This window comes from Streptomyces sp. NWU339 (assembly GCF_003143855.1).
Classification (GTDB): Bacteria; Actinomycetota; Actinomycetes; order Streptomycetales; family Streptomycetaceae; genus Streptomyces.
On the sequence record NZ_QFRK01000001.1, the window covers coordinates 533,789 to 554,748 of the forward strand.

17 protein-coding genes are annotated in these 20,960 nt (G+C 66.9%); 9 read left to right on the plus strand and 8 right to left on the minus strand.

The window, feature by feature from the left end:
- Positions 1-17: 17 nt before the first annotated feature.
- Positions 18-1,496 carry a replicative DNA helicase gene (gene dnaB / locus DIZ27_RS02495; protein ID WP_109376559.1) on the minus strand — a complete coding sequence of 493 codons (1,479 nt, stop codon included), beginning with the start codon at positions 1,494-1,496 and terminating at the stop codon, positions 18-20.
- A gap of 458 nt (positions 1,497-1,954) precedes the next feature.
- On the opposite strand from dnaB, the gene DIZ27_RS02500 reads away from it, so the two are divergent.
- Positions 1,955-3,292: an MATE family efflux transporter gene (locus DIZ27_RS02500; RefSeq protein ID WP_109376560.1), complete on the plus strand. Its 1,338-nt coding sequence runs from the start codon at positions 1,955-1,957 to the stop codon at positions 3,290-3,292.
- A 97-nt stretch (positions 3,293-3,389) separates the two neighbouring features.
- On the opposite strand, the gene rplI is transcribed toward DIZ27_RS02500, so the two are convergent.
- The 4 genes from rplI to rpsF all read right to left on the minus strand — a co-directional run bounded on the left by rplI (position 3,390) and on the right by rpsF (position 5,084).
- The gene (gene rplI, locus DIZ27_RS02505) at positions 3,390-3,836 is read right to left on the minus strand and encodes a 50S ribosomal protein L9 (RefSeq protein WP_109376561.1); all 447 of its coding nucleotides are present in this window, start codon (positions 3,834-3,836) and stop codon (positions 3,390-3,392) included.
- 18 nt (positions 3,837-3,854) lie between these two features.
- Positions 3,855-4,091: a 30S ribosomal protein S18 gene (gene rpsR, locus DIZ27_RS02510; protein ID WP_003949403.1), complete on the minus strand. Its 237-nt coding sequence runs from the start codon at positions 4,089-4,091 to the stop codon at positions 3,855-3,857.
- A 43-nt stretch (positions 4,092-4,134) separates the two neighbouring features.
- Positions 4,135-4,716: a single-stranded DNA-binding protein gene (locus DIZ27_RS02515; protein ID WP_109376562.1), complete on the minus strand. Its 582-nt coding sequence runs from the start codon at positions 4,714-4,716 to the stop codon at positions 4,135-4,137.
- Between the two features lie 77 nt (positions 4,717-4,793).
- Positions 4,794-5,084 (minus strand): 30S ribosomal protein S6, encoded by a 291-nt coding sequence (rpsF, locus tag DIZ27_RS02520; protein WP_062188887.1) that lies wholly within the window; start codon positions 5,082-5,084, stop codon positions 4,794-4,796.
- A 317-nt stretch (positions 5,085-5,401) separates the two neighbouring features.
- Here rpsF and DIZ27_RS02525 point away from each other — a divergent pair, with 317 nt between their 5' ends.
- From DIZ27_RS02525 to DIZ27_RS02535, 3 genes are all read left to right on the plus strand, one after another.
- Complete coding sequence (locus DIZ27_RS02525) at positions 5,402-5,716, plus strand: hypothetical protein (RefSeq protein ID WP_109376679.1); 315 nt, start codon at positions 5,402-5,404, stop codon at positions 5,714-5,716.
- A gap of 163 nt (positions 5,717-5,879) precedes the next feature.
- Positions 5,880-7,001 (plus strand): peptidoglycan bridge formation glycyltransferase FemA/FemB family protein, encoded by a 1,122-nt coding sequence (locus DIZ27_RS02530; RefSeq protein ID WP_109376563.1) that lies wholly within the window; start codon positions 5,880-5,882, stop codon positions 6,999-7,001.
- Positions 7,002-7,098: 97 nt separating this feature from the next.
- A complete protein-coding gene (locus DIZ27_RS02535) occupies positions 7,099-8,130 on the plus strand; it encodes an alanine racemase (protein WP_109376564.1) in 1,032 nt (343 codons plus the stop codon).
- 149 nt (positions 8,131-8,279) lie between these two features.
- On the opposite strand, the gene DIZ27_RS02540 is transcribed toward DIZ27_RS02535, so the two are convergent.
- Positions 8,280-9,788: a glycosyltransferase family 87 protein gene (locus DIZ27_RS02540; protein ID WP_109376565.1), complete on the minus strand. Its 1,509-nt coding sequence runs from the start codon at positions 9,786-9,788 to the stop codon at positions 8,280-8,282.
- A gap of 104 nt (positions 9,789-9,892) precedes the next feature.
- The gene (locus tag DIZ27_RS02545; protein WP_181383340.1) at positions 9,893-12,589 is read right to left on the minus strand and encodes a transglycosylase domain-containing protein; all 2,697 of its coding nucleotides are present in this window, start codon (positions 12,587-12,589) and stop codon (positions 9,893-9,895) included.
- Between the two features lie 398 nt (positions 12,590-12,987).
- Here DIZ27_RS02545 and DIZ27_RS02550 point away from each other — a divergent pair, with 398 nt between their 5' ends.
- The 4 genes from DIZ27_RS02550 (at position 12,988) to DIZ27_RS02565 (ending at position 16,741) form a co-directional block, all read left to right on the plus strand.
- Positions 12,988-13,671 carry a PadR family transcriptional regulator gene (locus DIZ27_RS02550; RefSeq protein ID WP_109376566.1) on the plus strand — a complete coding sequence of 228 codons (684 nt, stop codon included), beginning with the start codon at positions 12,988-12,990 and terminating at the stop codon, positions 13,669-13,671.
- A gap of 43 nt (positions 13,672-13,714) precedes the next feature.
- Positions 13,715-14,797, plus strand: coding sequence for an inositol-3-phosphate synthase (locus tag DIZ27_RS02555; protein ID WP_109376567.1), 1,083 nt, complete (start codon positions 13,715-13,717; stop codon positions 14,795-14,797).
- 78 nt (positions 14,798-14,875) lie between these two features.
- Positions 14,876-16,138 (plus strand): MFS transporter, encoded by a 1,263-nt coding sequence (locus DIZ27_RS02560; protein WP_109376568.1) that lies wholly within the window; start codon positions 14,876-14,878, stop codon positions 16,136-16,138.
- Between the two features lie 123 nt (positions 16,139-16,261).
- Positions 16,262-16,741: a hypothetical protein gene (locus DIZ27_RS02565; RefSeq protein ID WP_109376569.1), complete on the plus strand. Its 480-nt coding sequence runs from the start codon at positions 16,262-16,264 to the stop codon at positions 16,739-16,741.
- A 110-nt stretch (positions 16,742-16,851) separates the two neighbouring features.
- Here DIZ27_RS02565 and DIZ27_RS02570 read toward each other — a convergent pair whose 3' ends face one another.
- The gene (locus DIZ27_RS02570; RefSeq protein ID WP_109376570.1) at positions 16,852-18,318 is read right to left on the minus strand and encodes a CCA tRNA nucleotidyltransferase; all 1,467 of its coding nucleotides are present in this window, start codon (positions 18,316-18,318) and stop codon (positions 16,852-16,854) included.
- Positions 18,319-18,572: 254 nt separating this feature from the next.
- Here DIZ27_RS02570 and DIZ27_RS02575 point away from each other — a divergent pair, with 254 nt between their 5' ends.
- Positions 18,573-20,960: a DUF6049 family protein gene (locus tag DIZ27_RS02575; protein ID WP_109376571.1), complete on the plus strand. Its 2,388-nt coding sequence runs from the start codon at positions 18,573-18,575 to the stop codon at positions 20,958-20,960.

The following is a 20,960-nucleotide window of genomic DNA, read 5'->3' on the forward strand; positions in this document are numbered from 1 at the left end:
GTTCAGCAGGAATCCGATCAGGTCTGCGCCATGTCCACGAAGCGCGAGTAATGCCCCTGGAAGGCGACCGTGATCGTCGCCGTTGGGCCGTTTCGGTGCTTGGCAACGATCAGGTCGGCCTCACCCGCACGCGGGGACTCCTTCTCGTACGCGTCCTCACGGTGCAACAGGATGACCATGTCGGCGTCCTGCTCGATGGAACCGGACTCTCGCAGGTCGGAGACCATCGGCTTCTTGTCGGTGCGTTGCTCGGGACCACGGTTGAGCTGGGAGAGTGCGATGACCGGCAGTTCCAGTTCCTTGGCGAGCAGCTTGAGGTTACGGGACATGTCCGATACCTCCTGCTGGCGACTCTCCGCTCGCTTGGAGCCACCGGACTGCATCAGCTGAAGGTAGTCGATGACGACCAGTCTCAGGTCGTTGCGCTGCTTCAGCCGACGGCACTTGGCGCGGATCTCCATCATCGACAGGTTCGGGGAGTCGTCGATGTAGAGCGGCGCCGCGGATACGTCCGGCATCCGGCGCGCCAGGCGGGTCCAGTCCTCGTCGGTCATCGTGCCGGACCGCATGTGGTGCAGGGCGACCCTGGCCTCGGCGGACAGCAGGCGCATCGCGATCTCGTTGCGCCCCATCTCGAGTGAGAAGACGACACTCGGCAGGTTGTGCCTGATCGACGCCGCGCGGGCGAAGTCCAGCGCGAGCGTCGACTTGCCCATCGCGGGACGCGCGGCGATGACGATCATCTGCCCGGGGTGCAGCCCATTGGTGAGCGAGTCGAAGTCCGTGAACCCCGTGGGTACACCGGTCATCTCACCGCTGCGCGAGCCGATCGCCTCGATCTCGTCGAGCGCGCCCTCCATGATGTCGCCGAGCGGCAGGTAGTCCTCACTCGTGCGCTGCTCGGTGACGGCGTAGATCTCGGCCTGCGCACGGTTGACGATCTCGTCGACGTCGTCGTCAGCCGCGTATCCCATCTGAGTGATGCGGGTACCGGCTTCGACCAGGCGGCGCAGCACGGCGCGCTCGTGCACGATCTCCGCGTAGTACGCCGCGTTGGCCGCCGTGGGCACCGTCTGGACGAGGGTGTGCAGATACGAGGCCCCGCCGACCTTGTTGATCTCACCGCGTTTGGTCAGCTCAGCGGCGATCGTGATGGGATCGGCCGGCTCCCCCTTCGCATATACGTCGAGGATGGCCGTGTAGACGGTTTCGTGAGCCGGTTTGTAGAAATCGTGGCCCTTGAGGATCTCGACGACATCCGCGATGGCGTCCTTGGACAGCAGCATGCCGCCCAGAACGGACTGCTCGGCCTCCAGGTCCTGCGGTGGCACCCGTTCGAACGCGGCGCTTCCGCCGTCCCACGCTCCGGAGTCCCGGCCGCGGTCGTGCTGGCCCTCGCGGCCCCTGCCTCCGTCGTCACGGCGGCGGGAGGCAGGCAGACGATCACTGGGGCTGCTGTCGGCCCACGGGTCGTCCAAGGGCTCGGAAATGCTCACCGAGCCACCTCCTCCCGTCCGCCGAGCGGACCTAGCCGTGGCCCTCTTTCTACGGCACGGCGCTGACAAATAGGACGCCCGACTCCGGTTGTCGCGCGCCGGATTTGCAGCCATTCGGAAACCGGCGGACGGAGCGGGCGCCGGACCACCGTAGGCCCGTCTGCACCGTCAGCCAATCTGGTTATCCACAGGCCCTGTGGACGACCGGGCCAATGCTGTGGAGAAGTCCGCCAAACCTGTGCACGACCCGGTGGACAGCCCTGTGAACAAGGAACTCCCGGCGCTGCGACAAGCACGTTGACCTGGGGTTTCATAGTCCACTGCCTGTGTAGAAGAAAAACTTTCCCAGACGGGCCAAGATCCCTTCGATCGCTGTGCGCATGCACACACTCTGCGCCATCAAGTAAGGGTCTATAGAGCTTTGCATCTCTTACCTGTGGACGATTAGATTGGTGCGCATGACACAGGCCCCCGGGCGCCCCCGCGCCGTCCGACGGCAGCACGACCGTGAGATCGTCCTGCTGGCCGTCCCGGCTTTCGGCGCACTTGTCGCCGAGCCCCTTTTCGTCCTGGCCGACAGCGCCATCGTCGGCCATCTCGGCACCGCACAGCTCGCCGGTCTCGGCATCGCGTCGGCCCTTCTGGTGACCGCCGTGAGCGTCTTTGTCTTCCTGGCCTACGCCACCACCGCCGCCGTCGCCCGGCGCGTCGGCGCCGGCGATCTCCCTGCCGCCATCCGCCAGGGCATGGACGGGATCTGGCTTGCCCTGTTCCTCGGTGTCGCCGTCATCTCTGTCCTCCTGCCCACGGCACCGGCCCTGATCGACCTCTTCGGCGCCTCGGACACAGCGGCTCCCTACGCGATCACCTATCTGCGCATCTCTGCCCTCGGCATACCGGCCATGCTGATCGTGCTCGCCGCGACCGGTGTGCTGCGCGGACTGCAGGACACGAAGACGCCTCTCTACGTCGCCGTCGGTGGCTTCGTCGCCAACGGCATCCTCAACGTCGGGCTGGTCTACGGCGCCGGCCTCGGTATCGCGGGCTCCGCCTGGGGCACGGTCATCGCCCAGTGCGGCATGGCCGCCGTCTATCTGATCGTGGTGCTCAGAGGGGCACGCCGACACGGCGCCTCACTGCGCCCGGACATCGCAGGGATCAGGGCCTCTGCCCAGGCCGGCGCACCGCTGCTGGTGCGCACTCTCTCACTCAGGGCCATCCTCATGATCACGACCGCCGTCGCTGCCCGACTCGGCGACTCCGACATCGCGGCTCACCAGATCATCCTCTCCCTGTGGAGTCTGCTCGCCTTCGCGCTGGATGCCATCGCGATCGCCGGACAGGCCATCATCGGCCGCTATCTGGGAGCCGGCGACGCGCAGGGCGCCCGTGAGGTATGCCGTCGCATGGTGGAGTGGGGCATCGGCGTCGGAGCCGTTCTCGGCGTGCTCGTGATGCTCTCCCGGCCGATTTTCCTGCCCCTGTTCACCGGCGATCCCACGGTCACCGACGCGGCACTGCCCGCTCTGGCGATCGTCGCCCTGTCCCAGCCGATCTCCGGCATCGTCTTCGTTCTGGACGGAGTACTGATGGGCGCGGGCGACGGACCGTACCTGGCCTGGGCGATGCTCATCACCCTGGCGGTCTTCACCCCGGTCGCCCTGCTGGTCCCCGTGTTCGGGGGTGGCCTCACCGCGCTCTGGGGCACGATGACGCTCATGATGACCATTCGGTTGCTGACCTTGTGGGTCCGTACCCGTTCGGGCCAGTGGGTCGTCACCGGCGCCACGCGCTGACACGTTTCCCGCGGAACGCCATGTTTCACGGGAAACGACGGTGGGGGCCGCACCCCGAAGGGTGCGGCCCCCACCTCACTGCTTCAGTGAGCAGTACTTACTCCGAGACAACCTCGATGTCGACCTTGGCGGCAACCTCGGGGTGCAGACGCACATACGTCTCGTGGGCGCCCAGGGTCTTGATCGCCGTGCCCAGCTCGATGCGGCGCTTGTCGACCTGGGGACCGCCGGCAGCCTTGATCGCGGAAGCGATGTCGGCCGGGGTGACGGAACCAAAGAGACGACCGGCGTTGCCGGAGCGGACCGCGAGGCGGACCTTGACGCCCTCGAGCTGGGCCTTCACCTGGTTGGCCTGCTCGATGGTCTGGATCTCGTGGATCTTGCGAGCACGACGGATCTGCTCGACGTCCTTCTCGCCACCCTTGGTCCAGCGGATCGCGAGCTTCCGCGGAACCAGGTAGTTGCGAGCGTAACCGTCCTTGACGTCGACGACGTCGCCCGCGGCACCGAGGCCGGAGACCTCGTGGGTGAGGATGATCTTCATGAGTCGGTCACCCTTCCCTTATCGCGCGGTGGAGGTGTAGGGCAGCAGCGCCATCTCACGGCTGTTCTTGACGGCCGTGGCGACGTCACGCTGGTGCTGCGTGCAGTTGCCGGTCACGCGGCGGGCACGGATCTTGCCGCGGTCGGAAATGAACTTCCGCAGCATGTTCGTGTCCTTGTAGTCCACGTACGTGACCTTGTCCTTGCAGAATGCGCAGACCTTCTTCTTCGGCTTGCGCACAGGCGGCTTCGCCATGATGTATCTCCTGTGTGATCAAGAAGTGTGGGTGCGGCCCCACCTAGAAGGGGGGCTCGTCCGAGTAGCCGCCACCGCCGCCGGAGCCTCCGCCCCAGCCGCCGCCACCCTGGCCACCGCCCTGGTTGCCACCGGCGGGAGCGCCGGTCGCCCAGGGATCGTCGGCCGGGGCGTTGCCGCCCTGCTGGCCGCCACCGGGGCCTCCGCCCCAGCCACCGCCCTGCTGGCCGCCTCCGCCGTAACCACCCTGTCCACCGCGGCCGGTGGTCTTGGTGATCTTGGCCGTGGCGTTGCGCAGGCTGGCGCCGACTTCCTCGACGTCCAGTTCGTAGACCGTGCGCTTGACGCCCTCACGGTCCTCGTAGGACCGCTGCTTCAGTCGGCCCTGCACGACGACGCGCATGCCTCGCTGGAGCGACTCGGCGACGTTCTCCGCCGCCTGACGCCAGACCGAGCAGGTCAGGAACAGGCTCTCGCCGTCCTTCCACTCGTTCGTCTGGCGGTCGAAGGTACGGGGAGTCGACGCGACACGGAACTTCGCGACGGCCGCACCGGACGGGGTGAAGCGCAGCTCGGGGTCATCGACAAGGTTGCCGACGACCGTGATGACGGTCTCGCCTGCCATGGGGGAACCTCTCGGCGGGTTTGCTGCTGGCTGCTGGTACTGCTACTCGGATCCCGAGAGCGGCTGAGCGGAAACGCTCAGTGGTTCTCGGGACGGAGGACCTTGGTCCGGAGGACCGACTCGTTCAGGTTCATCTGGCGGTCGAGCTCCTTGACGACCGCAGGCTCGGCCTGCAGGTCGATGACCGAGTAGATGCCCTCGGGCTTCTTCTTGATCTCGTACGAGAGACGACGACGGCCCCAGGTGTCGACCTTCTCGACCTTTCCGCCGCCGTCACGGACGACGGAAAGGAAGTTCTCGATCAGCGGGGAGACAGCACGCTCCTCGAGATCGGGGTCGAGGATGACCATCACCTCGTAGTGACGCATGTGGAACCCACCTCCTTTGGACTCAGCGGCCACGGTCGTTCCGTGGCAGGAGGGTCGTGATGCGTTGCGCAACGATGTCTGTCAGTAGAACAGCCGCCACTGACAATCGATGTCGGGCGGCGGTTTCCCCAGGCCGACCGGGGCGGACCGTGGTCCTGCCCTGATCCTGACTGGATCTGTCCGGACAGACACCGGTGCAGACGGTACACAGTACCCGCACAGTGGCTTCCGGTTGAAATCCGGCCCGGAAGCCCGTCAGTCTGTACACATCGGGTGTGTACGGCGCTACGATGCGCCGCCTTTCGCAGGAGGTGCCCATGGCACAGGCATTGCGACCCAACACCGCCGGAGGCCTTTTCGCCACGGATGGAAAGCCCCACCCACTCCAGGACACCCTGCTCGCAGTGACCCTGGTGCTGGGCATCACATCCTTCGTCACAGCGATGTTCCAGCAGCTGCACCTGCTCAGCTCCTGGACCGGCCTGGTGGGAATCCTCACCGGCGCGTACGGCCAGTGGGTCTCGCAGACGACACGGGCGCGCTTCGGTCTCATCGTGGGCTTGGGCGCATCGGCCGTCGGCTTCTTCTTGGGCATGGCCCACGGCGGCCTCTTCGGCGGGCTTCTCGACTGACTCCGGGCACCCCCTCCTGAATACCGTGGAGCGCCCCGGCCGACGACCGGCCGGGGCGAAGGTCCGTGCGCCCAACCGGGTCGGCCCCAAGGCGCAGTAGGCTTCGCGCGAGAGCCGGAGCCCCTGATCCCATGGGGACACACCAGCCCGAGGAGCGCCCCGAATGACCCTGACCCTGAGGACCATCAGCCGAGAGCAGCATCTGGCGTACATCCAGAGCCTGCCGTCGGCGAGTCACATGCAGGTCCCGGCCTGGTCGGACGTCAAGGCGGAGTGGCGCGCGGAGAACCTCGGCTGGTTCGACGACCGGACCGGGGAGATGGTCGGCGCCGGCCTCGTCCTCTACCGGCAACTGCCCAAGATCAAGCGCTACCTGGCCTATCTGCCCGAGGGCCCGGTCATCAACTGGTTCGCGCCAAATCTTCAGGAGTGGATCGAGCCGATGCTCGCGCACCTGAAGCAGCAGGGCGCGTTCTCGGTGAAGATGGGCCCGCCGGTGGTCATCCGGCGCTGGGAGGCGGCGACCATCAAGAAGGGGATCCAGGACCCGGACGTAAAGCGTCTGCGTGACCTGGAAGCCGACTTCATCGAGCCCCGTGCCTTCGAGGTCGCCGACAAGCTGCGCCGCATGGGATGGCAGCAGGGCGAGGACGGCGGGGCCGGCTTCGGCGACGTCCAGCCCCGCTACGTCTACCAGGTGCCGCTGGCGAACCGGTCCCTGGAAGAGGTCCACAAGAACTTCAACCAGTTGTGGCGCCGCAACATCAAGAAGGCCGAGAAGGCCGGCGTCGAAGTCGTCCAGGGCAGCTACGACGACCTGCCCGAGTGGCAGCGGCTGTACGAGATCACCGCCGTGCGCGACCGCTTCCGGCCGCGCCCGCTGTCGTACTTCCAGCGCATGTGGACCGCCCTCAACGCCGAGGACCCCAACCGCATGCGGCTGTACTTCGCCCGGCACAACGGCGTGAACCTGTCGGCGGCCACGATGCTGATCGTCGGCGGCCACGTCTGGTACTCCTACGGTGCCTCCGACAACATCGGCCGTGAGGTCCGGCCCTCGAACGCGATGCAGTGGCGGATGCTGCGCGACGCCTACGCGCTCGGCGCCACCGTCTACGATCTGCGCGGCATCTCCGACTCGCTGGACGAGACGGATCACCTCTTCGGCCTGATCCAGTTCAAGGTGGGGACGGGCGGCCAGGCCGCCGAGTACCTCGGCGAGTGGGACTTCCCGCTGAACAAGCTGCTCCACAAGGCGCTCGATATGTACATGTCGCGCCGTTGATCCCGCACCCGTCGCACTGTTCGATCCATCAATTCCCCTGTCTCTGATCCCCTGCCTCTGATACACCGCAGCCACCAGAAAGGTTCCAGGTCCGGCCATGGCGCTCACGCTCTACGTCGACACCGCGCGCTGGCGGGCGCACCACAAGCACGTGCAGCAGCAGTTCCCGGGGCTCGTCCCGGTCTGCAAGGGCAACGGCTACGGCTTCGGTCACGAGCGGCTGGCCGAGGAGGCCACCCGGCTGGGCTCGGACGTCCTCGCCGTCGGCACGACGTACGAGGCCGCCCGGATCAAGGACTGGTTCGGCGGCGACCTGCTGGTGCTGACGCCGTACCGGCGCGGCGAGGAACCCGTCCCGCTGCCCGACCGGGTGATCCGCTCGGTTTCGTCGGTCGACGGTGTGTACGGTCTGGTCGGCGCCCGGGTGGTCATCGAAGTGATGTCCTCGATGAAGCGGCACGGCGTCAGCGAGCAGGATCTGCCCCAGCTGCACTCCGCCATAGAGAACGTCCGGCTGGAAGGCTTCGCCATCCACCTGCCGCTGGACCGCACCGACGGATCGGACGCCGTCGAGGAGGTCATCGGCTGGATGGACCGTCTGCGGGCCGCCCGTCTCCCCCTGCACACGATGTTCGTCAGTCATCTCAAGGCCGAGGAACTGGTCCGGCTGCAGCAGCAGTTCCCGCAGACCCGTTTCCGCGCCCGTATCGGTACACGGCTGTGGCTGGGGGACCATGAGGCCACCGAGTACCGCGGTGCCGTCCTGGACGTCACGCGCATCGCCAAGGGGGAGAGGTTCGGCTACCGCCAGCAGAAGGCCGCGTCCGACGGCTTCCTGGTGGTCGTGGCGGGCGGTACGTCGCACGGGGTGGGTCTGGAGGCCCCCAAGGCTCTGCACGGTGTCATGCCGCGCGCCAAGGGCGTTGCCCGCGCCGGGCTCGCCACGGTGAACCGGAACCTCTCTCCGTTCGTCTGGGGCGGCAAGCAGCGCTGGTTCGCCGAGCCGCCGCACATGCAGGTGTCGATCCTGTTCGTGCCCACGGAGGCACCGGAACCTCAGGTCGGCGAGGAACTGGTGGCCCATCTGCGGCACACCACCACTCAGTTCGACCGAATGCTCGACCGCTGAGCGGCGGCGTGGGGACGAGGAGCGCAGAACGCGGTGGAGGCGTCTGAGCAGGCGCCCAAACATGAGAAAGGCCGTGCACGGGATTCCCGTGCACGGCCTTTCTCATGTCTCTCGCCCGCCTCCAGGGCGACCGCCCACCAGCCGTTCGCTCAGAGTGAACCGCTGGTGGCACCTGCCCCGCCCCACTTGACCCGTGGCCCCTCGAAGTGTGCGACATGCCGTACGGGTCGGGCGGCGGGGCCGAGCACGAAGACGTCCTCGGCTCGGTCGAGCACCCCTCCCGAAGGATCGTCGTCACCGGAGCGGCGCACCGGGTCCCGCTCGGGCAGCAGGATGTCACGCACGATCATGACGCACAGGTAGAGCGTTCCGAGCAGATGCAGGCCGATGGCCCAGTGATAACCGTCGGCGGGCAGTCCCTTGTGGTCGTCTCCGCTGGTCGTGTACGCGAGGTACATCCAGATGCCGAGGAAGTAGGCCACCTCGCAGGCCTGCCAGATCAGGAAGTCCCTCCACTTCGGCCTGGCCAGGGCGGCCAAGGGCACCAACCACAGGACGTACTGGGGTGAGTAGACCTTGTTGGTGAGGATGAACGCCGCGACGACCAGGAAGGCGAGCTGCGCGAAGCGCGGTCGGCGGGGAGCCATGAGGGCGAGTGCGGCAATACCCACGCAGCACAGCAACATCAGCGCTGTGGCGAGTGTGTTCACGGTGTCCGTACTCAGCGGGTCGGACGAGTTGTGGGCGATGATCAACCAGAAGGAGCCGAAATCGACGCCCCGCTCCTGGCTGAACGTGTAGAACTTCGACCAGCCGTCAAAAGCGAAGAACATCACTGGCCCGTTCACCACGGCCCAGGCGACGACCGCACCGCCCAGGGCGGTTCCGTACTCCCTCCAGCGGCCGGCGCGCCAGCACAGCACCAGCAGCGGCCCCAGGAGAAGCACGGGGTAGAGCTTGGCGGCCGTGGCAAGCCCCAGGAGGACGCCGAAGGCGAGGGGGCGGCCACGCGACCACATGAGCATCGCTGCGGCCGTCAGGGCGACCGCCAGCAGGTCCCAGTTGATCGTCGCGGTCAGGGCGAAGGCGGGCGCCAGAGCGACCAGGAGACCGTCCCAAGGCCGCCGGGTGTGCGTGCGAGTCACACAGACGGCGATGACGGCCGCGCACACCATGAGCATCCCGGCGTTGACCATCCAGTACCACTGCTCCTGGTCCTGGATGCTGCCGCTGCCGGGCGTGAGCCAGGAGGCGACCTCCATGAACACACCGGTCAACACCGGGTACTCGAGGTACTGCATGTCGCCGGGAAGCTGATCGAAGTACGGCACGAGGCCGTCGGCGAAGCCCCGCCCCTGGTAGAGGTGCGGGATGTCCGAGTAGCACGCGTGCGTGTACTGGGAACCGGCGCCGAAGAACCACGCGCCGTTGTAGCAGGGCGCCTTCTGTACCAGGCCGAGGGTGAACAAACCGATCGCCACGAGCACGATCACCCGGACCGGACTCCACCAGGACGCCCCGAGGAGGGCATGCCGCCCGAGCGGACCACCGATCAGCTCGCTGCCGGCCTCGGCGACCTTGTCCTCCCGGGTCGGTTCCACCGGCTCCGGCTCGTGGACGCTCGCTTGCGTCGATTCTCCACTGGGCATGCCGCACATCCTGCCGTACGTGCCGGGGCTACGCAGAGGGCCGCCGTACCCGTGGGGTACGGCGGCCCTCGTTTCACGTGAAACACCCAAGTCGGGCAAGTGGACGGTTACGGTTACCCGGCCGGGCCTCCGAAGAGACCACCGTTGTTGCCGTTTCCGTTGCCGTTTCCGCGGTTGTTGCCTTCCTCTTCCGATTCCGAGGCCGACGGTGAGCTGGTCACCCCTCCGTCCGTCCCACCGGCGTCCGCTCCGCCAGGTCCGGTGCCCCCCGTGTCGTCCTCCTCCTTGCAGCGGAAGTCGAACGGCCCACAGGTATTGGTCTCACTCGGCGTGGGGGTGCTGGGCTCCGGCTCCGGCTCCGAAGTCGACGGAGACGCCGACGGGGTCTCCTCTTCGGTCTCGGTGGGGGAAGGAGTGGGGGTCGGCGACGGAGTGTCGTTGACGATCTCTCCGATGGGCTCCGGTGTCGGGAAAGGCACCGACTTCTGGCCCTTCAACGCGACCTCCATGTAATCCGCCCAGATCTCGGACGGGAACGAAGCACCGTGGATCTTCTTCTGGCCGCCCGTGCCGAACATCTTCAGGAACTCGCGGTTCTTGATGGTCTCGTCGTCGGGGTACCGGAACATGCTGATCGCGGTGGACAACTGCGGGGTGTAGCCGACGAACCAGGCGGACTTGTTGCCGTCCGTGGTACCGGTCTTGCCGGCCACCTCACGGCCCTCGAGCTGGGCGTTGGAGCCGGTTCCGTCCTCGACGACGGTCTTCAGGACGTCCGTGACGTTGTCCGCGACCAGAGCGGTGAACGCCCGCTCGGTCTGGGTCCTGTGCGTGTAGACCGTGCCGTCCTTGCTGCTCGTCACCTTCTTGACGGAGAACGGCTCACGCTGCTCACCACTGGCCGCGAAGGTGGCGTACGAACCCGCCATCCGGATCGCGCTGGGGCTGGAGGTACCGAGGGAGAACGACGGGTAGTTCGTTCCGGCGAGGCTGCTCTCCAGAAGCCCGGACAGCATCGCGGATTCCTTCACCTTGTCCAGGCCGACATCCACGCCGAGCTGGACGAACGAAGAGTTCACCGAGTACTGCATCGCCTCACGGAGATCGATCTTGTAGTCGGGCGCAGTGCCGTGCGTCTCGTCGCCGTCATTGACCTGCTCCCACTGCTCGCCCTTCTCGTTCTGCCAGATCGACCCGTCGTACTCCTTGATCTTGAGCCTGTTCTTGCCGCTGTACAGGCTCTTCTCGGACACCTTCGTCCGCTCGTCCTGGGCCTGTACCCGGTCCCCGTCGGGGTCCCGGACGCCCCACTGCATGGCGGCCGCCAGCACGTACGGCTTGAACGTCGAGCCGACCTGGGCACCGGTCGCGTCGGCGTTGTTGGTGAAGTGCTTGGTCGCGTCGGTACCGCCGTAGATGGCCACGATCGCGCCGGTCGCCGGGTCCACCGTGGCCCCGCCGAACTGGACGTGGGTGTCCGTCTCCGGGCGCTCCTCGGGCTTGATGTTCTTCTTGTAGACCTTCTGGACCGACTCCTCGAGTGCCTCAACCTTCTTCTTGTCGAAGGTCGTGTAGATCGAGTAGCCGCCCTGCTCCAGCATGTCGGCGGTGATGCCGGTTTCCTCGCTGTTGTTGACGATGTACGCCTTGGCGAGGTCCACGAGGTAACCGATCTGCCCGCTCAGCGCGGTGTTCGACCGGGGGTTCTGCACCTTGGGCAGCTTGGTGTACTTGGCCCTTTCCGCAGGATCCAGGCGGCCGTACTCGACCATCTTCTCCAGCGTGTCCTGCATCTGGAGCAGGGCACGCTTCTTGTTCGCCGCAGGGGCGGCGTTGACCGGGTCGATGGAGCTGGCACCGGCCGGGTCGTAGTAGGTGGCTCCCTTGAGGACCGCCGACAGGAAGGCGCACTCGCCCACGCTGAGTTTCTCGGCCTTCTTGTCGAAGTAGGCCTGGGCCGCGGCCTGGATCCCGTAGGCCCCACGTCCGTAGTAAGCGGAGTTCAGGTAGCCCTCGAGGATCTCGTCCTTGTCCTTGGTGGTGCCCACCTTGACCGAAACGAAGATCTCCGTGATCTTGCGGGAGATGGTCTGCGACTGATCGTCCAGCATGGCATTCTTGACGTACTGCTGGGTGATCGTGGAGCCACCCTGCGTATTGCCGCCTCTGGCCATGTTGAACACGGCGCGGGCGATGCCCTTGGGGTCGATGCCGCTGTCCTCGTAGAAGGTCTTGTTCTCCTGAGAGATGACCGCGTCCTGCATCGCCTTGGGGATCTCTTCGAGGCCGATGATCTGGCGGTTGCGCTCACCACCCGTGGCGACCATCTGTGAGCCGTCGGCCCAGTAGTAGACGTTGTTCTGCGCCGTGGCCGTCTCAGCGAGGTTCGGCACACCCACCAGTGCGTACCCGATTCCCGCGGCAGCCACCATGCTGCCGAAGAACGCGATGCACAGACCGGTAACAAGCCTCCAGGACGGCATCCAGCGGCGCCAGCCGTACTTGTCGTGGCGCGGATAGTCGACGATCCGCTTCTTGCCGGGAGGCGCCGCCCGGCCCCGGCCGGGCCCGGTGGAACCGGCCCGGCGACCCCCGCCTCTCTGTGCCGCGCGTCGCGCTTCGGCGCGGCTTCCATAACTGTGGCCCTCACCACCCGAGTCGCGGGAGTCCGACCCATAGGAATCGGACGGAGACCCGGTGGCGCCTCGCGGCGCCGCGCGGCGGCCGGAGGACGAGCCTGACTGGCCGCGTCGGGCCGCGGCACGTCCGCCACCCTGCGGCTGCGGTGGTTTGCGACGGTGCTCGCTCATCGAACGACTACTCCTCGGGCAGGCGCGTCTCACGCGCCTGGAAACGGCAGCTGGTTTCCGGTCCCCCCGAAGTACGGATGCGGTGGGTTCCGCATTCATCCCGTACTGCACCGGGGACGAGGACGCCCCCAGGCGTCACTCGGTTCCCGGTGTGTTGTGCATGGCGCACAGACTACGCATCGTCAAAACCTGCCGAGCGCAGAAGTTCGGCCCAAATCAGGCAACTTGCTCGGATTGAATCGGTGATGTGATCCCGTTCACCACCCATCCCCTTGCCCCAGCCGGACCACCGTTCTATCGTCGTGATGTATCGAGTCGATACATCAGCTCGGCATAAAGACGGCGATGAGCCAGACACGAGGCCGTCACGGCACGACCGCGGCAGAGAGGAGGCGACGATGAGCCGGCGTTCCGGGATTCTCGAGTTCGCCGTGCTCGGCCTGCTCCGCGAGTCTCCGATGCACGGCTATGAGCTGCGCAAACGACTCAATACGTCACTGGGTGTGTTCCGTGCCTTCAGCTACGGGACGCTCTACCCCTGCCTCAAGACGCTGGTCGCCAACGGCTGGTTGATCGAGGAACCGGGGAACACCACAGAGGACGCCCTCGCCGCTCCGCTCACGGGCCGTCGCGCCAAGATCGTCTACCGGTTGACGGCCGATGGTAAGGAGCACTTCGAACAACTGCTCTCCCAGACGGGCCCCGACGCGTACGAGGACGAGACCTTCGCCGCGCGGTTCGCCTTCTTCGGACAGACGTCACGCGACGTACGCATGCGTGTGCTGGAAGGCCGCCGCAGCCGGCTGGAGGAGCGCCTGGAGAAAATGCGGGTCTCACTGGCCCGGACCCGGGAGCGTCTCGACGACTACACGCTCGAACTCCAGCGTCACGGGATGGAGTCCGTGGAGCGGGAAGTGCGCTGGCTGAACGAGCTCATCGAGAGCGAGCGGGCCGGGCGAGACCTCAAGGGTCCCGCCTCCGGGGCGACCCCTCGACAGGACACCACATCTGGAACGTCGGGCGACCTGCCCCGGTCCGGGGACCACCCCCGGCCGGATTCGCCCGACGACACCGCCACGTGAGTCCCCCTCAGGGCCTCACTCGTATACACAGGGAGCAACCGGAATGGGTTCGGTTCGCGTAGCCGTCGTCGGCGTGGGCAACTGTGCCGCATCGCTGGTGCAGGGAGTCGAGTACTACAAGGACGCCGACCCGGCGTCCAAGGTGCCGGGCCTGATGCACGTTCAGTTCGGCGACTACCACGTCCGCGACGTCGAGTTCGTCGCCGCTTTCGACGTGGACGCCAAGAAGGTCGGCCTCGACCTCGCTGACGCCATCGGCGCCTCCGAGAACAACACCATCAAGATCTGCGACGTCCCCAGCACCGGTGTGACGGTCCAGCGCGGTCACACCCTCGACGGTCTCGGCAAGTACTACCAGGCCACCATCGAGGAGTCCGCGGAGGAGCCGGTCGACGTCGTCCAGGTCCTCAAGGACAAGCAGGTCGACGTCCTGGTCTGCTACCTGCCCGTCGGCTCCGAGGACGCGGCGAAGTTCTACGCCCAGTGCGCCATCGACGCCAAGGTCGCCTTCGTCAACGCCCTCCCGGTGTTCATCGCCGGTACCAAGGAGTGGGCGGACAAGTTCACCGAGGCCGGCGTGCCGATCGTCGGTGACGACATCAAGTCCCAGGTCGGCGCCACCATCACGCACCGCGTCATGGCCAAGCTGTTCGAGGACCGCGGCGTGGTCCTGGACCGCACGATGCAGCTGAACGTCGGCGGCAACATGGACTTCAAGAACATGCTCGAGCGCGAGCGCCTGGAGTCCAAGAAGATCTCCAAGACGCAGGCCGTCACCTCCCAGATCCCCGACCGGGACCTCGGCGAGAACAACGTGCACATCGGCCCGTCCGACTACGTCGCCTGGCTGGACGACCGCAAGTGGGCCTACGTGCGCCTCGAGGGCCGTGCCTTCGGCGATGTCCCGCTGAACCTGGAGTACAAGCTCGAGGTCTGGGACTCCCCGAACTCCGCGGGTGTCATCATCGACGCCCTGCGCGCCGCGAAGATTGCCAAGGACCGCGGCATCGGCGGCCCGATCCTGTCGGCTTCGTCGTACTTCATGAAGTCCCCTCCGGTGCAGTACTTCGACGACGACGCCCGCGCCAAGGTCGAGAAGTTCATCCAGGGCGAGGTCGAGCGCTAGAACCTCCCCGCTGTGGGCAGCTGGGGGTCCCCGGGTCGTGTGACCCGGGGACCCTCCCCGTATGTGAGGCTGTGGCTCATGGCCGTCGTCCGTGACCTGCGCGTCCTGCTGCGTTTCCAGGGCTTCAGACGCCTGCTCGCCGTCCGGCTGCTCTCTCAGGGCGCCGACGGTGTCTACCAGGTCGCCCTCGCCGCCTACGTGGTCTTCTCACCGGAGAAACAGACGTCCGCCGTGGCCGTCGCCTCCGCGATGGCGGTCCTGCTGCTCCCCTACTCCCTGGTCGGCCCTTTCGCCGGTGTCCTGCTGGACCGCTGGCGCCGCCGTCAGGTCTTCCTGTACGGCAACCTGCTGCGCGCGCTGATGGCCTCGGTGACCGCCGTCCTGATCCTCGGCCAGGTCCCCGACTGGCTTCTCTACGTCTCAGCCCTGTGTGTCACCGCCGTCAACCGCTTCGTCCTCGCCGGCCTGTCCGCGGCCCTGCCGCGCGTGGTGGACTCCGAACGGCTGATCGTCGCCAATTCCCTCTCGCCGACGGTCGGCACGCTCGCCGCGACCGCGGGCGCCGGTCTGGCCTTCGCCGTACGCCTGGTCGTCGCCGACTCCGACGCCGCCGTGGTGCTCGTGGGCGCGGCGCTGTACCTGTGCGCGGCCCTGGCGTCGCTGCGCATCGCGAGGGAACTGCTCGGTCCTGACCGGGCGCTGGTCCATCCACGGCTCGCCACGGCGCTCACCGGCACTGCTCGCGATCTGATGGCAGGTCTGCGCCACCTTGCCGCATCCCCGCGCAGGGAGGCGGCCTGGGCGCTCACCGCGATGTCCCTGATGCGGTTCTGCTACGGCGCCATGCTCGTCATGGTGCTGATGCTGTGCCGGTACGCCCTGACCGACACCACGGCCGAGGGACTCGCCCTTCTGGGACTGGCGTTGGGTGTGTCCGGCGCCGGCTTCTTCGTTGCGGCCGTCATGACCCCTTGGGCCGCGGGGCGGTTCGGGCCCGGCCGATGGATCATGCTGTGCTCGGCGGCCGCCGCGGTCCTGGAGCCCGCGCTCGGACTGCCCTTCGCCACCGGCCCCCTACTGATCGGGGCGTTCGTCCTGGGGCTGACCACCCAGGGCGCGAAGATCGCCACGGACACCATCGTCCAGGCCTCCGTCGAGGACGGTTTCCGAGGCCGGATCTTTGCCCTCTACGACGTCCTGTTCAACGTGGCTTTCGTCGGTGCCGCCGCGGTGGCCGCCCTGATGCTGCCACCGGACGGCCGGTCGGTCCCACTGGTGGTAACGATCGCCGTTATCTACGGAGCAGTAGCTGTGGCTATCAGTCGTTTTGAGCGCCGGTAAGTGTCACATCAATGCCACAGAGCTCCAGCACGGCGTGGCGTTGTCAGTGGCACCCGATACCTTACGTACGTCTTATCAACGCGCTTTTCACGCCACGCACTCACGTTCCAGGGGGACCTCCAAGTGACCACTCCGCCGCCTCAGGGCAACCCGTTCGCCCAGGGTCAGCAGCAGCCCCAGGGCCAGGCTCCGCACCCGCCCCAGGGTGGTTTCCCCCAGCAGGCCGGTCAGCCTGGCTTCCCCACGCAGGGCGTCCCGGTTCCTCCGCCGGCTCCCGCCGGGCGTTTCAGCAAGAAGCTACTGCGCATCGTCGGCTTCATCGTCATCGCGGTCCTCATAGCCGTGGGCAAGTGGCTCTTCGGACAGACGGACGCAGAGACCACGTCTGTGGGCAGCTGCATGCACAACGAGGGCACACAGGTAAGTCCGGACCTCAAGACGGTCGACTGCTCTTCAAGCGATGCTCAGTACAAGGTCGTCGAAAAGTTCGACAACACCAGCGACGACAGCAAGTGCGAGGCCGTCGAGGAAGCGACGATCTCGTACTACCAGACGGGCAACAGCAGCCACAACGTGGTCCTCTGCCTCAAGGAAGTGAAGTAACACCTCCAATCAGGCCACGTGGGGGGCGGTGTTTCACGTGAAACACCGCCCCCCACGCATGCCAACGGGGGCTACGTTTCACGTGAAACGTAGCCCCCGTTGGCATGCTCTCAGCCCTGCTGCTCGGCCCACCACTCCTTGAGGGCCGCCACCGCCGCGTCATGGTCCATCGGACCGTTCTCCAGTCGAAGCTCCAGCATGTGCTTGTACGCCTGGCCGACCGCCGGTCCGGGCTTGACGCCGAGGATTTCCATGATCTGGTTGCCGTCGAGGTCCGGGCGAATGGAATCCAGCTCCTCCTGCTCCTGGAGCTTGGCAATGCGCTCCTCCAGGCCGTCGTACGCACGGGACAGCGCGGCCGCTCTGCGGCGGTTACGCGTCGTACAGTCCGAGCGGGTCAGCTTGTGCAGCCGATCCAGGAGTGGCCCCGCGTCCCGGACGTAGCGGCGGACGGCGGAATCCGTCCACTCTCCCGTGCCGTAGCCGTGGAAACGCAGATGAAGCTCGACCAGGCGCGAGACGTCCTTCACCAGTTCGTTGGAGTACTTGAGGACCGTCATGCGCTTCTTCGTCATCTTCGCGCCCACCACCTCGTGGTGGTGGAACGAGACCCGGCCGTCGCCCTCGAAACGGCGCGTGCGCGGCTTGCCGATGTCATGCAGCAGAGCCGCAAGGCGCAGTGTCAGGTCAGGGCCGGTGTCCTCCAGCGCCATTGCCTGCTCCAGGACGATCAGCGTGTGCTCATAGACGTCCTTGTGTCGGTGGTGCTCATCGCTCTCCAGACGCAGGGCCGGCAGTTCAGGCAGCACGTGGTCGGCAAGCCCGGTGTCGACGAGCAGTGTCAGTCCCTTGCGGGGGTGAGCGGACAGGACCAGCTTGTTCAGCTCGTCCCGGACTCGTTCGGCTGAGACGATATCGATGCGTCCGGCCATCTCCCGCAGAGCCGTGACCACCTCGGGAGCCACCTCGAAATCAAGCTGAGCGGCAAAGCGCGCGGCTCGCATCATCCGCAGCGGATCGTCCGAGAAGGACGCCTCAGGGGTGCCCGGTGTGCGCAGCACACGGGCCGCGAGATCGTCCAGGCCGCCGTGCGGGTCGATGAACTCCTTCGCGGGAAGTGCGAGGGCCATCGCGTTCACCGTGAAGTCACGGCGGACGAGGTCCTCCTCGATGGAGTCTCCGTACGCCACCTCCGGCTTGCGTGACGTGCGATCGTAGGCCTCCGAGCGGTAGGTCGTCACCTCGATCTGGAAGCTTCGGTCAACGTCTCCGACGCGGACATCCTTCTGGGCTCCGACGGTGCCGAAGGCGATCCCCACCTCCCAGACGGCGTCCGCCCACGGGCGGACGATCTTCAGAACGTCCTGCGGGCGGGCGTCGGTCGTGAAGTCGAGGTCATTGCCGAGCCGGCCGAGCAGAGCGTCCCGGACCGAACCGCCGACCAGGGCGAGTGAGAACCCGGCCTCCTGGAAGCGGCGAGCGAGGTCGTCGGCGACAGGGGCGACCCGCAGCAGTTCGTTGACCGCTTGGTCCTGCACCTGGCTCAGGGCACTGGTTTGTTCGTTGGCGTTCGGCACAACAGAAAAGGGTACGTGGCTCGGGCGGCCGGAGGCTCCCCCTGGGGCAGACGCGGTCACCTCCGGCGAGACCCGCACAAGGCCTGCGCCCGAGGCACGGGACGTGCTCCCCTTATACAGCCACATAGAGGGCAGGGCGGCGCTCCCCCCGATCTTGTGGACCGGTCCGCGGCACTCACCCCCGCCGCTCCTCGTTACCATGCGTGGACGTACATTCCGACGACCACTGACGACGACAAGGGACGGGCGAGCGCGTGGCCGAGGCGGCAGACTTCCAGGGGACGAGTGCCTCACCTGCCCGCCGCTGGCTGCGGCGCACCGGAACCCTGTTCGCCGGAGTACCCCTGCTGGCCGGCCTGCTCCAGTTGCCCGCCGCGTCTCCGGCGGACGCCACCGCGCAGAACGCCCGGCAGGCTCCCTCCGGTACTGGCTCGGTCTCCGTCTCCGTGAACTCGCTCACCCCGAGCGCCCCCACCGAGGGAGACACCGTCACCGTGTCCGGCACGGTGACCAACAAGGGCGGTAAAGCGGTCACCGACGCCCACGTCGGTCTGCGTGTGGGCCCCCTGCTGAACACCCGCTCCGGGATCGAGACCGTCGCCAGCAACAGTGACGACATCCAGGGCACCGTCGGTCCGGAGATCGACGACAAGTACTCCCAGGAGTTCGAACGTCTCGCTCCGGGCGTCTCGCAGCCCTTCAGCATCTCCGTGCCGGCGGACGAGCTGAGCCTCGGAAAGAACGGCGTCTACCAGCTGGCGGTGGCCCTCTCCGGGCAGACCTCCGCCCAGCCGTGGGAACAGACCCTCGGCGTCCGGCGCACGTTCCTGCCGTGGCAGCCCGAGGAAGCCGACAAAAAGACGAGAACGACGTTTCTGTGGCCGCTGATCTCCACGGTCCACACGACGGCGGAGACCGGTTCGGACGAACAGCAGACCCCGGTCCTCCGCGACGACGACCTGGCCAAGGAGATCTCCCCGGGCGGCCGTCTGGACCGGATGGTGGCACTGGGCAAGGACCTCGATGTCACCTGGGTGGTCGATCCGGACCTGCTGGCGTCCGTCGACGCGATGACCGAGAGCTACGAAGTCCGAAGTGAGAGTGACACCACCACGGCGGGCCGTCATCAGGCTGTCGCCAAAAGATGGCTCGCCCAGGTGCAGAGCGCGGTGGCGGACAACGAGGTCGTCGCGTTGCCCTTCGGCGATCCGGATCTCGCCTCCCTCGCCCACAACGGCACGCCGGTCACCGGCTCCCTGAGTCATCTCAAGGAGGCCACGGACGTCGTCGTCAACACGGTGGAGCCGATACTCCACGTGAAACCGACCACCGACTTCGCCTGGCCCGTCAACGGCGCGGTGGACCCCTCCATCGTCAAGGTCGCCACGTCCGCCGGTGCCGACAAGGTGATCGCCCGCAGCGACAGTTTCCGGGAGACCGGTGACCTGCCGTACACGCCTTCGGCCGCACGCCCCATCGGGGGCGGCACCACGGCGGTGGTCGCGGACGCCCGGTTGTCCACCCTGTTCCAGGGCGATATGACCAAGGCCTCCACGTCCACGTCCACGGTGCAGCGGTTCCTCGCACAGAGCCTGACGCTCAGCCTCCAGACCGGTCGGCAGCGCAGCGTCGTCGTGGCCCCGCAGCGCACCCCCTCCGCGAGCCAGGCCCAGACGATGGCCGAGGTGCTGAAGGCCGTCCGGGACGGAAACTGGTCGGAGTCCCAGGACCTCACCGCCGCCGCGAAGGCGAAGCCGGACCCCGCCGCCACCACCGAGGTTCCCTCGGCCTCCTCGTATCCCTCCTCGCTGCGCAAGCAGGAGCTGCCGCAGTCGGCGTTCGAGCAGATCGCGAGAACACAGGACAAGCTCGACAAGTTCCAGGTGATCCTCTCCGACCCGTCCCGGGTGGTGACCCCGTTCGGCCGGGCCCTGAACCGGGGGATGTCCGTTTCATGGCGCGGCCGGATCGCCGAGGCGGCCACCTACCGCAGCGGGGTCGAGGCGTACCTCGACGGACTCCTCGACCAGGTGAAGCTGATCGAGAAGTCGGAGACGAAACTGTCCGGCCGCAGTGCCACGATCCCCGTGACCGTCCAGAACAACCTGGTACAGGGCGTCGAGCACCTGACACTGCGGCTCACCTCGACCAACCCGACCCGCCTCGAGATCAGTGGGGCCGCCTACGAGGAGCAGCCGGTCACCGTCTCGGGCGGTCACAGCCAGTCGGTGAAGTTCACCACATCCGCCAACGCCAACGGCCGGGCAACGGTGATCGCCCAGCTGTACACGCAGGACGGCCAGAAGTACGGCGAGCCGGTCACCTTCGACGTCAAGGTCACCGAGATCACCGCCACGGTGATGCTGGTCATCGGCGGCGGTGTCCTGTTGCTCGTCCTTGCCGGCTTCAGGATGTACACCCAGCGCAAGCGTGCCGCGGCCCGCGAGGCCCAGGAGGAGAAGCACACGCTGGCCGGGGGCACCGAAGGTCCGCAGAACCCGGACGCCCCCGCGGTATGTCTCACCAAGGAGCCGGAGGACGGTTCGGAAACGGACGCCCCGGAGCAGCCGAGTGACCCGGCGTCGGACACCGCACCGGAAAGCGCAGACCCGTCCGACACGGGTGAGAGAGTGAACCGTTGA